Annotated in this window: 12 protein-coding genes; 7 read left to right on the forward strand and 5 right to left on the reverse strand. The window is 63.9% G+C overall.

Translation table 11 applies throughout. From position 1 onward, the window contains the following. Positions 1-13: 13 nt before the first annotated feature. From NG698_RS04225 to NG698_RS04255, 7 genes are all read left to right on the forward strand, one after another. Positions 14-1,528 carry a flavin-containing monooxygenase gene (locus NG698_RS04225; RefSeq protein WP_252608221.1) on the forward strand — a complete coding sequence of 505 codons (1,515 nt, stop codon included), beginning with the start codon at positions 14-16 and terminating at the stop codon, positions 1,526-1,528. A gap of 64 nt (positions 1,529-1,592) precedes the next feature. Next, complete coding sequence (locus NG698_RS04230; RefSeq protein WP_252608223.1) at positions 1,593-2,363, forward strand: SDR family NAD(P)-dependent oxidoreductase; 771 nt, start codon at positions 1,593-1,595, stop codon at positions 2,361-2,363. Positions 2,364-2,374: 11 nt separating this feature from the next. After that, on the forward strand, positions 2,375-3,244 hold the full coding sequence (locus tag NG698_RS04235) for an SDR family NAD(P)-dependent oxidoreductase (RefSeq protein WP_252608225.1): 870 nt from the start codon (positions 2,375-2,377) through the stop codon (positions 3,242-3,244). A 108-nt stretch (positions 3,245-3,352) separates the two neighbouring features. After that, the gene (locus NG698_RS04240) at positions 3,353-4,324 is read left to right on the forward strand and encodes a tripartite tricarboxylate transporter substrate binding protein (RefSeq protein ID WP_252608227.1); all 972 of its coding nucleotides are present in this window, start codon (positions 3,353-3,355) and stop codon (positions 4,322-4,324) included. Between the two features lie 56 nt (positions 4,325-4,380). Beyond that, positions 4,381-4,893 (forward strand): tripartite tricarboxylate transporter TctB family protein, encoded by a 513-nt coding sequence (locus NG698_RS04245; RefSeq protein WP_252608229.1) that lies wholly within the window; start codon positions 4,381-4,383, stop codon positions 4,891-4,893. Between the two features lie 14 nt (positions 4,894-4,907). After that, the gene (locus tag NG698_RS04250; protein WP_252608231.1) at positions 4,908-6,554 is read left to right on the forward strand and encodes a tripartite tricarboxylate transporter permease; all 1,647 of its coding nucleotides are present in this window, start codon (positions 4,908-4,910) and stop codon (positions 6,552-6,554) included. Positions 6,555-6,622: 68 nt separating this feature from the next. Then, positions 6,623-8,053, forward strand: a complete 1,431-nt coding sequence (locus NG698_RS04255) for an MFS transporter (protein ID WP_252608233.1) — start codon at positions 6,623-6,625, stop codon at positions 8,051-8,053. Between the two features lie 123 nt (positions 8,054-8,176). On the opposite strand, the gene NG698_RS04260 is transcribed toward NG698_RS04255, so the two are convergent. The 5 genes from NG698_RS04260 to NG698_RS04280 form a co-directional block, all read right to left on the reverse strand. After that, positions 8,177-9,022 (reverse strand): CoA-transferase subunit beta, encoded by an 846-nt coding sequence (locus NG698_RS04260; RefSeq protein ID WP_252608235.1) that lies wholly within the window; start codon positions 9,020-9,022, stop codon positions 8,177-8,179. After that, a complete protein-coding gene (locus tag NG698_RS04265; RefSeq protein ID WP_252608237.1) occupies positions 9,019-9,933 on the reverse strand; it encodes a CoA transferase subunit A in 915 nt (304 codons plus the stop codon). Before NG698_RS04265 ends, NG698_RS04260 begins: the two co-directional genes overlap by 4 nt. Before the next feature lie 17 nt (positions 9,934-9,950). Further along, positions 9,951-10,406, reverse strand: a complete 456-nt coding sequence (locus NG698_RS04270; RefSeq protein WP_252608239.1) for a MaoC family dehydratase — start codon at positions 10,404-10,406, stop codon at positions 9,951-9,953. Between the two features lie 76 nt (positions 10,407-10,482). Continuing rightward, a complete protein-coding gene (locus NG698_RS04275; protein WP_252608241.1) occupies positions 10,483-11,472 on the reverse strand; it encodes a tripartite tricarboxylate transporter substrate binding protein in 990 nt (329 codons plus the stop codon). Then, the gene (locus NG698_RS04280) at positions 11,469-13,055 is read right to left on the reverse strand and encodes a tripartite tricarboxylate transporter permease (RefSeq protein ID WP_252608243.1); all 1,587 of its coding nucleotides are present in this window, start codon (positions 13,053-13,055) and stop codon (positions 11,469-11,471) included. Before NG698_RS04280 ends, NG698_RS04275 begins: the two co-directional genes overlap by 4 nt. Position 13,056: the final 1 nt, after the last annotated feature.

A 13,056-nucleotide genomic window follows, 5' to 3' on the forward strand; every position in this document is an offset into this window, starting at 1 on the left:
GGAAAGTACCCCTATGGGATACCCCGCGCCCGGTTCGCCGGTCGATGTCATCATCGTGGGCACCGGCTTCGGAGGCCTCGGCATGGGTGCGAAGCTGGCCCGCGAGGGCGAACGGTCATTCATCATTCTTGAACGGGCGGAGGACGTGGGAGGCACCTGGCGTGACAACCACTACCCCGGCGCGGCCTGCGACGTGCCGTCGCTCCTGTACTCGTTTTCCTTCCGACCCAACCCTGAGTGGTCCCGGATGTTCGCCCCCCAGGAGGAAATCCTGAACTACCTGCGCAGCGTCGCCCGGGAAGAGAACCTCCTTGAACGGATCGTCTTCGGCGCCGAACTGACCGATGCCCGGTGGGATGAGGCGGAAGCGCTGTGGAAAGTCAGCACCCCCAAGGGTGAGTTTGCAGCCAAAACCCTGGTGACCGCCGTCGGGCACTTATCCGAACCGAAGATGCCAGACATAGAGGGACTGGCTGACTTCTCCGGCGAAGTGTTCCACTCGGCGCAGTGGAATGACGGGATTGACCTGGCGGGCAAGCGGGTGGGCATCGTCGGCTCGGGAGCCACGGCCATCCAGGTTTTGCCCGAGGTGGCAAAGATCGCCGGGGAGGTCGTCGTGTTCCAGCGTTCCGCCCCGTACGTGACTCCGCGTCCGGACCGTTCCTACACCGAGGAGGAAAAGGGTCTTTTCCGCAAGATGCCCGAGGTGATGCAGGAACTGCGGGAGGAGATGTTCTGGTCCAACGAGGAGCGCTACGCCCAGCGCCGGGGCACCCCGACGCTGGTCTCCGCCGCAGCCCAGGTTGCCCTGGACCATCTGCACCGGCAGATTGAGGATCCGGAACTCCGCCGGAAGCTGACCCCGGACTATACGTTCGGCTGCAAGCGGGTGCTGAAGTCCAGCGATTACTATCCCACGTTCACGCAGGACCACGTCCGCCTGGAAACCGGCGGCGTCACGCGTGTGGAGGGCAACCGTGTAGTCGGCGGAGACGGGGGCAGCCACGAACTGGACGTCATCATCGCCTGCACGGGTTTTGAAGCGACGGATCTGCCCATCGCCTACCGTATCTTTGGCCGCGACGGCCAGCCGCTCAGTGAACGCTGGGCGAACGGCATGCAGGCCTACGCCACCACGGCCGTGCACGGTTTCCCGAACCTGTGGATCATCAACGGGCCCAACACGGGGCTGGGCCACAACTCCGCCGTCTACATCGCCGAGGCCCAAATCGACTACATCATGGCCGCGGTGACCTTCCGCGACCAAGCCGCGGTGCCGGCACTGGAGGTGAGCAGGGAAGCGGAGGATGCCTTCATGGATCGTGTGGACCAGCTGGCGCAGGGCACTGTATGGCTCGACGGCGGCTGCAGCAGCTGGTACGTGGACCACCGCAACGGGCGGCTGACCACCCTGTGGCCGGAACCGGCCTATACCTTCCGCCAGGTCAACGCACCCTTTGACCCTGAACCCTATCTGGCCGGATCCCTGGACGAAGCCAGGGAAGAAGCCCTGGCCGGAGTGCGCTAACGGCCCCACCGGGGGGGTGCCTAAAAGGAGGCACGCCTCCCGTTCAACGAGGAACGGAGAAAGCATGAGTAACAACCCGCAGCACCAACGAACAGCCGTCGTCACCGGCGCGGCCGGGGGCATCGGCCGCAGCATCGTGGAGTCATTCCTGGCCAGCGGGGACCGGGTGATCGCCGTGGATGCCTCGAACTCCGCACTGGCCGGCCTCCAGGCGGACCTGCATCCGCAGGGCGGATCCCTGCAGACGCTGCACTGTGATGTCACCGAGCCCGGCGACTGGAAGCGGATTGCCGAGGCGGTGGAGGCCACCCCGGAAACCCCTACGGTACTGGTCAACAATGCCGGCATCTCCCCGAAACGGGACGGGCAGAAAATCCCGGGTGATGAAGTCCCCCTGGACGAGTGGACGAGCGTTCTGTCGGTGAACCTCACGGGACCGTTCCTGGGTATCCAGGCGCTGGTGCCGCACATGAAGAACACCGGTTTCGGCAGGATCGTCAATATGTCATCCCTGGCAGGACGGGACGGCGGCAGGCTCGGCGGGGTCCACTATGCCGCGACCAAAACGGGCCTGCTCGGCTTGACCCGCTCCTTCGCCCGGGAACTGGCACCGTTCGGCATCACCGTCAACGCCATCGCCCCGGGGCGGATCGACGCCGGCATGGCGGCCGGCGTCTCCGATGAAGTCAACCGGAACTATCTCAGCCGCATCCCGGTAGGCCGGCTGGGACTCGCCAGTGATGTCGCCCAGGCCGTCCAGTACCTGGCCGCCGTCGAAAACGGCTTCGTCACGGGTGTCACGGTTGACGTCAACGGAGGGTCGTACATGGGATGAGATTCCAATCCATGAATCCCCCGAAGGCGGATGGGAGAGGGGTTGGCCGGTCGCCGGCGCCGGACAGGCTGCGGGGCAAGGTAGTGCTGATCACCGGCGGTGCCGGAGGTATCGCGGTGGCCACGGCTCACCGGCTGGCCGCGGCAGGAGCATACGTATCCCTCGTTGACCGCGACCAGCCAGCCCTGGACCAGCTTGTCTCCACGCTGGGTGACGGCCACCTGGCCACGGCAGCGGATGTGACGGACCACGTGTCCTTGCAGGGCGCAGCCCGACGGACAGTGGAGCACTTCGGCCGGCTGGACATCGTCTTTGCCTGCGCCGGCATCGGCAGTGCCTCCACCGTGGCCGCTTCCAGCACCGAGGACTTGCTGCGGATCGTCGACGTCAATCTTGGCGGGGTAATCAGGACCGTCAAGGCTACCCTGGAGGAGGTCACCGCAAACCGGGGCTATTACCTGCTCATGAGTTCGGCCGCCGCGTTGAAGAATGTTCCGCGGGCCAACGCGTATGCCGCCTCCAAGGCGGGCGTGGAGGCCTTTGGCGGGGCGCTGCGGCTGGAACTGGCCCATAAGGGCGTTGACGTGGGCGTCGCGCATCCGGCATGGGTGAGCACCGGCATGATTTCCGGGGCGGGAAGCCGGGCCGGGGAGAGCCGCTCCCTTCCGTGGCCCTTCAGCGTGGTGTCCAGCACGGACGCCTGCGCCGGCCTGCTCGTCGGTGCGATGGCCGCGCGCCAGCGCAAGGTATTCGTCCCGCGCAGCCTGGCCCTGATGGATCCTCTGCGGTGGCTCTCAACCGGGCCGCTGTGGGACGCCTTCATGAAACCCCGGGCGGCGCTGAGCGTCTCCCTGCTTGAGTCCGCATCTTTTAACGAATGATTAAAATCACCCGCGGCAGTTGTGCCCGGGGTCACAATCCTGTTTACTGAGAGGGCACTCCTTGCGGAGTGCACTCTCAACTTCAGCCCGAAATCATCAGAGGTTACCTTGAATAAGACTCGCGTGTTCTCCGCTGCCGTCACTGTCGCCGGCCTTGCCCTTACCGTTACAGCCTGCTCCGGTGCTTCTAAAGCATCGACCGAGGGCTACCCGACCAAGTCCATTACGTTCGTTATGCCCTATGCAGCGGGAGGTCCATCCGACACGACGGCGCGTGCCTACGGGGCCTGCCTTGGAAAGCTGCTGGGCGGCACTTTCGTGGTGGAGAACCTTGACAGCGGAGCAGGTGCGGTGGCCATGCAAAAGCTGGCCGGCGCCAAGCCCGACGGCTACACCGTAGGCCTCAGCACCAACGGGCCTATGGTCCTGAACCCAATGAGCAACGACCTGGCCTACTCCCAGGACGATTTCCAGGCCCTGGGCACCATGGCAGCGATCCCCACCTTGTTCGCTGTGCCAAAGGACTCTTCGTACAAGACCCTGCAGGAGTTGTTTGACGCCGCCAAGGCGAACCCGGGGAAGATCTCCATCGGTGTTCCCGGGGCAACCAGCTCGCTGGCCACTGAACTCAAGCGCGTGCAGAAGGAGAGCGGCATCGAGTTCGCACTGGTTCCCACCTCCGGCAGCGCCGAACTCATCACCAACCTGCTGGGCGGCCACATCGACGCCGGATTCGTCAACGACTACGTCGACGTTGAGGCCCAGGTGAAGGCCGGCGCCCTCGTCCCGCTCGCTGCTGCCGGTGAAGCGCGCTCGGAGGCCTTCCCCGACGCTCCCACGACCCAGGAGGCTGGCTACGACGTCAAGACGACTTCGGTCTACGGTCTCTTCGCCCCCAAGGGCCTGCCGCAGCAGGTTTCCGACAAGCTCGAAAGCGGCGTCGAAACCTGCAGCAAAGACGCCGAGGTCATCAAGCAGATCGGGGACCGGTTCGTGCCTAACAGCTTCTCAAATGCGGAAGCGACCCAGCAGGTCTTTGCCGACATGCGCACCCGTTACGAACCCCTCCAGGCGGAGTAACAAGACAACGACTCAACCGCCGGCCAACGACGGCCGGCACGAAGAAGGGTGAACCCATGGTTTCTTCTCCCGTGGAAGCGGCCGCCGAGATCAGGGAGCCGGAAAGGCCCCACTCCGGCTCCCTGCGCTGGCAGCGCAGAATCGCTCCGCTCGTCCTGCTCGCACTGGGCCTCGGGGCAGCGTCCGGGTCATGGCAGTTGAAGCTGGGCACCCTGCACAATCCTGCCCCGGGCCTCTGGCCGTTCGTCATCTCGCTGGCCATCGTCCTCAGCGCCACGGCCCTGATCGTATGGCCGGGACATGAGCCGGTGGAGGCTTGGGGCCGGAAGAGCCTGTCGGTAGTGGCCGGCATCGCCAGCCTTGCCGCGTTCGTGGTGCTCTTCGAACTGATCGGCTTCTTCATCCCGGCCGTGTTGATGCTCCTTCTATGGCTGCGCGTTTTCGGCCGGGAGTCGTGGCGCTGGACGGCGGTTTTCGCTGTGGCCGGCCCGGCAGTGCTTTACGTCATCTTCGACCGGCTCCTCGGCGTACCCTTCCCCGCCGACCTGGCGCTTGACGCCTTCGTCTAGAAACGGAAAATGACATGGATATCCTGAGCAACCTCGGTGAAGGCTTCTCGGTCGCCTTAGACCCGGTGAACCTGCTGTTCGTCCTGATTGGCGTGGTGGTGGGGACCGCCATCGGTGTCCTGCCCGGCCTGGGCCCCACCGCGACGATTGCCCTGCTGCTGCCCATCACCTACACGATGGATCCGACCGCTTCGATCATCATGCTGGCGGGCATCTACTACGGGTCGATGTACGGGGGCACCATCACCTCCGTACTGCTGCGCCTGCCGGGCGAGGCAGCCTCGGTGGTGACCACCTTCGATGGCTACCAGATGACCAAACAGGGCCGTGCCGGTGCCGCCCTCGGCATCTCCGCCATAGGTTCTTTCATCGGCGGCACCGTGGCCGTCATCGGCCTGACGTTCCTGGCCCCCGCGCTGGGCAAGATCGCCCTGTCGATGGGTCCGGCCGGCTTTGTTGCCCTCATGGTCATGGGCCTGTTCCTGGTCACGTCCCTGGGCACCGGATCCGCCATCAAGAGCGTGTGCATGGCCGCCGTCGGCCTGCTGCTGTCCACGGTCGGGCAGGATCCCGTCAACGGGTCGGCACGCTTCACGTTCGGCCAGGCGCCGCTGCTGAGCGGCCTGGACTTCGTGGCCGTGGCGATGGGCCTGTTCGGCGTCGCTGAACTCCTGCGGTCCCTGGAACAGACCGAAAAAGCCCAGATCATCAAGACCAAGATCAAGAACATCTGGCCCACGCGGAAGGACATGAAGGACTCCGCCGGTGCCATCGGCCGCGGCTCGGTTCTCGGTTTCTTCATCGGCATCCTTCCCGGTGGTGGTGGTGTCATTTCATCCTTGGCCTCCTACGCGCTGGAGAAGAGGCGGGCGAAGGATCCCAGCCGGTTCGGCAAGGGCGCCATCGAAGGAGTGGCCGGGCCGGAAACGGCGAACAACGCCTCCTCGACCACCGCGTTCATTCCGCTGCTGGTCCTTGGTATTCCCTCCAACGTGGTGCTGGCAATGATCTTCGGCGCCCTGCTGATGCACGGCATCACGCCGGGACCGCGGCTGATGACCGATCACTCCGGACTCTTCTGGGGCGTCATCGCGTCGATGTACATCGGCAACCTGATGCTGCTCATCCTCAACATTCCGCTCGTGGGCATCTTCATCCAGATGCTGCGCGTGCGCCAAGGCATCCTGGTCGCCTTTTCCCTGCTGATCGTGCTGATCGGCGTCTACTCGATCAACAACACGTCCTTTGACATGTGGGTTGTGCTGGCCTTCGGCGTCCTGGGCTGGATCATGTCCAAGACAGGCTTCGACGCCGGCCCGCTGGTGCTGGCCTTCGTCCTGGGCCCGATCCTGGAGAAATCCTTCCGCCAGTCCATGCTGATTTCCGGCGGCAGCCTGGACATCTTCGTGACCGATCCGGCCGCGGCGATCATCTTCAGCCTGATCCTCGCCGGCATCGCCATCAAAGCCATCAGCGGGTTCCGGCACCGCTTTGCCGGAGCCAAGGCTTCCCCACACGTGCCGGTGGCGGAGGAGGAAGATCCGCAGGCCACGTCCGACGGCGGTGACCCTGCAATACTCCCCGCCGCCTCTTCGGGACCGGGTGAGGGGGCGCCGGCAGCCCAGCATGCCGACAAGCAACACAGCCCCACTGCCCGCTGATCGCCAAGGAAATGCCTCTACGCGGGAAAGGCAGAGCATCGAAGCCCAGGGCTGCCGGCAGACTCCTTGTGCCGGTGCTCTGCCTGTGCGGCACAACCGTCACCCTCCAGCAGGCCACGGTCGTTCCCCTGCTTCCCGAGTTGCCGCGCCTGCTCGGAATCACCGTCGAGGACGCCTCCTGGATCCTCACGGCCACACTGCTGGCCAGCGCAGTGGCCACGCCCGTACTCAGCCGTCTGGCAGACATGTTCGGCAAACGCCGGATCATGCTCGTCTGCCTGGTTATGATGACCGTAGGCTCAGCATTGGCGGCGGTCGATCTGGGCTTTCCGGCCATGATCGCAGGCCGCTCGCTGCAAGGATTCGCTGCAGCCCTCGTGCCCGTGGGCATCAGCGTCCTACGCGAGGAGATCCCCGCTACGAAGCTCGGCCCCGCCGTCGCGATGATCAGCGCCACCTTGGGTTTCGGGAGTGCATTGGGTCTTACGCTGGCCGGTGTGCTGTACGAGTTCCTCGGCTGGCAGTCAATCTTTTGGAGCGCCGCTGCAGCCGGGATCGTCCTGATCGCGCTATTGCCGCTGGTCATGTCGAAATCCCGTATCCGCACGCCGGGCACGTTCGACTACGGAGGGGCTATCCTGCTCTCGATTGCCCTGACCGCAGCACTTCTTGCCTTGTCTAAGGGCGGTACCTGGGGCTGGACCAGTGCACCAACGCTGATCACGGCACTAACGGCGGTCGTTGGCCTGGCCTTATGGGTCCCGGTCGAACTGAAAATCAGTCAGCCGATGCTGGACCTGCGAACATCGGCCCGGAAACCCGTGCTGATCACGAACCTGGTTGCGGTCCTTGTGGGTTACTCCATGTACTCCAACCTGCTCTCCACCACCCAGCAGTTGCAGATGCCTGGCGCGGCTGGATACGGCTTCGGCTTGAGCGTGATGGCTGCCGGCCTTTGCATGGTTCCCATCGGCTTGGCAATGGTGATCTTCACTCCCGTATCCGCCCTGAGCAGCCGCCGTTACGGCGCCAAAACCGCCCTCATTATGGGTTCCCTCGTTTCTGCCGCCGGCTACGTTGGCCGCCTCTTCCTGACCGAAGAACTCTGGATGGTGATGCTAGGAGCTGTTGTTATAGGCATCGGCAACGCCATAGCCTATGCGGCGATGCCGATCCTCATCATGGGATCTGTCCCCTTAGCCGTCACTGCCGCTGCCAACGGGCTGAACACCGTGCTGCGCGTCATCGGAACCACTGTCGGGAGCGCCGCAGTAGCCGTGCTGCTGGCCTCAACAACACTGACCCTTGACGGAACAGAGCACCCATCCTTTCGAGCCTTCGAACACGTCTTCTGGATTGCCGCCGCAACAGCCCTTACTGCTGCGGTACTGGCAAGTTTCCTGCCCCGGCAACTCCCCACATCAACCGAGAACTTCGGCCGAATCGATCGGGGCATCAGGAAAACAGCACCGCCGACGCTGCCAGTCGCGGGTCGGTGAGACGAGAACATTGTCCCGAATTCGGCTGCGGTATCGGCCACGGCGGATCAGTGCCGGGCGCCAACGACGACACTCCGTGGCAGGCGCAGGACGCCGAAGGTTTGCGGGATGCCGGACCAGGGCTCAGCGCAGGTATACCCGCTCCGGATCCAGCACGTCCCGCAGCAGGGCCAGCTCCCGGCCGGTCGGCGGCACCGTGGTGACCAGGTTCTCCGAGACCTGCAGGTCCCACCCCGTGGCCGCCCTGACCGCGTCCACCTCGACACCGGGATGCACAGCGGTAAGGACAAGCTCTTCGTCGATACCCCGACGCGTCATGATGCCCAGATCCGTAATGACGGTGGTCACGCCCAAACCCGCAGGCATCACGCCACCGCGGCCCGCCGCCGCCCGGCGAGGTCCGGGCGTGGTGCAGAAGTCGAGCTCCTCCACAAGGGACCGGGGATTGTGCCGGCGCATCACCACGAAGACCTCGCCGGCGCCGGCCATCGCTTCGATGGCTCCCCCGGAGCCGGGAAGTTTCGTAACCGGCGACCCCCAGTCCTTACCGATCAGGCTTGAGTTCAGGCTGCCGAATTTGTCCACCTGGGCGGCACCGAGGAATCCGACGTCCACGCGCTGTCCCTGCAGCACGAAGTTGAACAGCTGCGCCATGGGCAGGACCCCGGCCGCGCCGGTGACGAGGACCGAATCCGAAATACTGCGCGGCAGGTCTGCCGGCTGTGCCCCGGTAACGCCTGACTCATAGATTATTTCGACGTCCGGAGAAACCGTCCGCTGCGCCAAGGACACTGCCAGAGTGGGAAGTCCGTGTCCGGCGAACACCACGTGCTTTCCTTCCAGGGCGCGGGCGGACAGGGTGGTGAGCAGCTCGCTGCTGGTCGCCTCCGGCGGCAAGGGTTCCGTCCGGCGGCCGGGTAAGCGCGCCGGTGATGGTTCCAGCTGATCCGGTAATTTCGTAACGTTCATTTACGGCCTCCATAGTTGACCGGAACGGAAAGTGCCGCTTCGACCTCCAAGCGATCCCAATAATCCGGTCCAAGCCGGGCAATGTACTCCCCGTGATCCCGGGTGCCGCGGATGTTTGCCTGCAGCCAGTCGCGTAGCCGCCGCGGATCGCGGGCGAGCTCGGACCAGCGGCGGCTGAACCCGTCGTCGCGGTCATAGTAGCCCTGGACCGAATGCGGATGCGCGCCACGGGGACAGTGGACCACTGCGTCGACTGCGTGGGACGGAACGATGGTGCGGTTCGGATCGGAGCGGATGACGGCGTCGTCGACTATTTCCTCAACGGTAACGATGACCTTCCTGGCGGCGAACGCAGCTTCGGCCTGCACCCCGAGAATGCCCCAAGCCTGAATGTTGCCCGCCCTGTCTGCCCGCTGCGCGTGAATGATCGTCACGTCGGGATTAAGTGCCGGGACCACGTGGATTTCCTCCCCGCCGTATGGATCCGTGACGGATCGGATCCGGCCGTTCAGCGCCACCAGATCGCTTCCCCGGTAGGAGTTGATCGGATAGAAGGGAAGTTTCGAGGCGCCCGCAAGGTACCGGCAAACCATGCCCCCATGACTGTATTCCTCAAGGTCCAGCGGAGCCGGGTCCGAGTTCTCCACCCGCCGCCGCAGTTCGTGGAGTGAACCCGCCGAACTGTTGCCTACAAAGGAGCCGATGACCCCCTTCAGGCAATCCGATGCCAGGAGCTGATCAATCAGCACGTCCCCGGTCATCCTGGCCAGCGTCAGGTCACGGAACCCCTGCCGGATTATTTCGTGGGCCGCCGCCACCGGAACCAGGTGCCCGAATCCTTCGATGGCCACGATCTGGCCGTCCCGGACGTGTTCCGCGACGGCCTCGCTGAGGGTTGTACTCTTGTCCACCGACATGCCGTTGCCCCTCAGCCGACCATCAAGGAAACTGTTTCGGCCACACAGGCCGGCCGGATCCCGTGCTCGAGTTCAATCTCATGACGGATCACCACCTGGCTGCCTTGGGCGGCCGGCGTCACGGAGACGAGTGTGAGGCGGCTGCGGACCCGGGAACCCGCCGGGACCGGACTGGGGAACCGGACCTTGTTCAGCCCGTAGTTAACGATCATCTTCAGTCCGTGGACCCGGTAAACCTCTTTTGCGAAGAACGGGATCATCGACAGGGTCAGATAGCCATGGGCGACAGGACGCCCGAACGGTCCCGTGGCCGCTCTCTCCGGATCGACGTGGATCCACTGATGGTCACCGGTCACATCGGCAAACCCTTGAATCCGGTCCTGCTGGACACTGTGCCACCCGCTTACACCCAGTTCTGCGCCGATGAGCGGCTCGAGGTCAGATAGGCCATGTAGTTCCCTCACCATGAAAATCTCCCATTTGATTTGTTGCGGATTTGTTGGCCTGAACGTGACCGAAAGCTACTGCGGCCCAGTCGCCGGTTCACCGGCCAAGGATCGGTTCATAAAGCGCCTTGATCTGCGCAAAGTTGGCGCCCAGCTCGTCGGCACCAATAAATTCCTTCGGCACAAAGTTCTTTCCGATCTGCGCAACGACCTTTGGATCACCGAGGCACGTTTCGAGTTCGCGTTCCAGTGTGGAAACGACGGCGTCCGGGAGGCCCTTGGGACCGAACAAGCCGTAAATCGACGTTGCATTCACCAGGTCCGGGAACCCCAGTTCGGCCAACGTCGGTATGTCGGGGAGCCAGCCAAGCCGTTCAGGGGTGGTGGCGGCAAACGGAAGGAAGGACCCGTCGGCGATCCGTGCCTGGACGTCCGGATGGTCATTGATGAAAAGCGCATCCACATGCCCGCCCAACAGATTGGTGGTCATTTCCGCGTTGCCCGAGGCTGGTACGGCGGTGACCTCAACGCCGTAGTCATTTTTCAGCCGCTGCAGTTCGATGGCTGCTGGACTCGTAGCGCCCGGAACCCCCATCGTGATTGCTCCGGGATCCGCCCTGGCCGCTTCGAAGAGCTCTGCTGCGTCCTTATACGGGGAGTCCGTTCCGACGACGATCAGGGTCGGATTATCGGCCATCACACCGATGGGTTCAACGTCCGCAAGACTGTAGCTCAGCGAGTTGACCAGAGGGGCCATGACGAGCGTGCCGGTAGTACCGAGCGCCAGGGTCTGGCCGTCGGGTTTAGCGCTCGCCAGCTCCTGCATCGCCACGGCGCCGCTGCCGCCGGGCTTGTTTTCGACGACGAAGGCCTCCCCGAGGCTGTCCCCCAAACAGGCTGCAACCGAACGGGCGGTAAGATCCGAAGGTCCGCCGGCGGCATAGGGCATGAGGATGGTGACCGGCTTCGCAGGGTAGTCGGATCCGGCGTTCCGGGCGGTGCCGGAACCGTTCGCCCCGCATGATGCCAAGGCCAGGGATGCCAAGGCAAGCCCGGCGGTTATTTGGAGGCGTAATGCGTTCTTCAAGGTGCTCCCTTGTCTTTCTGTCGAATTGAATTTGATAGCGCGGCGGGAGCGTGGACGAGCGTATTGCTCTCTTCCGGGCCTGCAGCGGCTGCGCGGCGCGTGCCCTGCCGCCGCCGGCTGCGGGTGATGAATCCGTACAAAATGAACAGCCCGATCAGGATAAAGATCGCCGCGGACACCGGATCCGAGGCGAAAATGCCGAAGCTGCCTTCGGAGATCAGCATCGTCTGGCGGAAGGATTTCTCCAGGATCGGACCCAGGATGAACGCCAGCACCAGCGGGCCGGGGTCAAAGTGTGCCTTGATCATGACCCAGCCAAGAACCCCGAACACCAACACCACCCACATGTCGAACGGGTTGTTGTTGATGGAGAAGACGCCGACCATGACCACCAGCAGCGCGAAGGTCGAAAGGATCCCCGCCCGTACACGGAGCATCTGGATAAAGACTCCGACCAGGGGAATGTTGAGGATGATCAGCATCAGATTGCCGATGTACATTGACGCCACGACACCCCAGAAGACATTTGGATGGTCATTGATCAGCTGCGGCCCCGGGGTGATGCCGTGCAGCAGGAGCGCTCCGTAGATCAAGGCCAGCACCACGTTGGACGGGATGCCTAAAACGAGCAGCGGAATGAATGCCGAGGTCGAGGATGCGTTATTCGCTGTCTCGGGACCGGCGACACCCTCGATGGCCCCCTTGCCGAACCTGCTGGGATCCTTGGCGCGGCGTTTCTCCATGGCATAGGACGCGAGCGATGAGATGACGCCGCCGCCGCCGGGCAGGACGCCGATGAAGAAGCCCAGCACGGAACCACGGGCTATGGCGCCGGAGGAATCCTTGAAGTCTTTGCGGGAGGGCCAGATATTTTTGATTTTGGTGGTGACGGCCTGGCCCTTTTCGCTCCGCTCGAGGCTGTGGAGCAGTTCTCCTACGCCGAAAAGTCCCATGGCGATAGCGACGAAATCCAACCCGCCCAGCAGCGACGTCTGGCCGAATGTGAAGCGTGCGGTTCCGGTAACGGGGTCCTGGCCCACGGTCGAGAGCAGGAGGCCGACTCCTGCCATGAACAGGCTCTTGACCGTTGAACCGGTGCCGAGGGAGGTCACCAGGAAGAGTCCCAGAATCATGATGGCGACGTAGCCGGCCGGGCCGACCGCGACGGCTACCTTGGAAAGCAGCGGGGCCAGGAAGGTCAGGCCGACAATGGCTACCGTACCGCCGATGAAGGATCCGATCGCGGAAATGCCCAGCGCTGTCCCGGCCCTGCCCTGCTTGGTCATTTGATAACCGTCAAAGGTGGTAACCACCGAGGCGGCCTCGCCGGGAAGACGCAGCAGTACCGAGGTAATCGTGCCGCCGTACATGGAGCCGTAGTAGATACCGGCCAGCATGATCACCGCCCCGACCGGATCCATCGTGTAGGTGATCGGCAGCAGGAGCGCGATGGTGGCGGTCGGACCCAGCCCCGGCAAAACGCCGATGGCGGTTCCGATGACCACGCCGATGAAGACGAACAGCAGGTTCATCGGGTCGAAGGCTACAGAGAAGCCCTGGCCCAGGTTGTTCAGGGCGTCCATA

The organism is Pseudarthrobacter raffinosi (assembly GCF_023913735.1).
GTDB classification, from domain to species: Bacteria; Actinomycetota; Actinomycetes; order Actinomycetales; family Micrococcaceae; genus Arthrobacter; species Arthrobacter raffinosi.

Bases quoted from the DNA above. Each gene is read 5' to 3' on its own strand.
- NG698_RS04280 (WP_252608243.1), bottom strand. From the start codon at position 13,055: ATGGACGCCCTGAACAACCTGGGCCAGGGCTTCTCTGTAGCCTTCGAC.
- NG698_RS04235 (WP_252608225.1), top strand. From the start codon at position 2,375: ATGAATCCCCCGAAGGCGGATGGGAGAGGGGTTGGCCGGTCGCCGGCG.
- NG698_RS04260 (WP_252608235.1), bottom strand. From the start codon at position 9,022: ATGAACGTTACGAAATTACCGGATCAGCTGGAACCATCACCGGCGCGC.
- NG698_RS04245 (WP_252608229.1), top strand. From the start codon at position 4,381: ATGGTTTCTTCTCCCGTGGAAGCGGCCGCCGAGATCAGGGAGCCGGAA.
- NG698_RS04250 (WP_252608231.1), top strand. From the start codon at position 4,908: ATGGATATCCTGAGCAACCTCGGTGAAGGCTTCTCGGTCGCCTTAGAC.
- NG698_RS04230 (WP_252608223.1), top strand. From the start codon at position 1,593: ATGAGTAACAACCCGCAGCACCAACGAACAGCCGTCGTCACCGGCGCG.
- NG698_RS04225 (WP_252608221.1), top strand. From the start codon at position 14: ATGGGATACCCCGCGCCCGGTTCGCCGGTCGATGTCATCATCGTGGGC.
- NG698_RS04270 (WP_252608239.1), bottom strand. From the start codon at position 10,406: ATGGTGAGGGAACTACATGGCCTATCTGACCTCGAGCCGCTCATCGGC.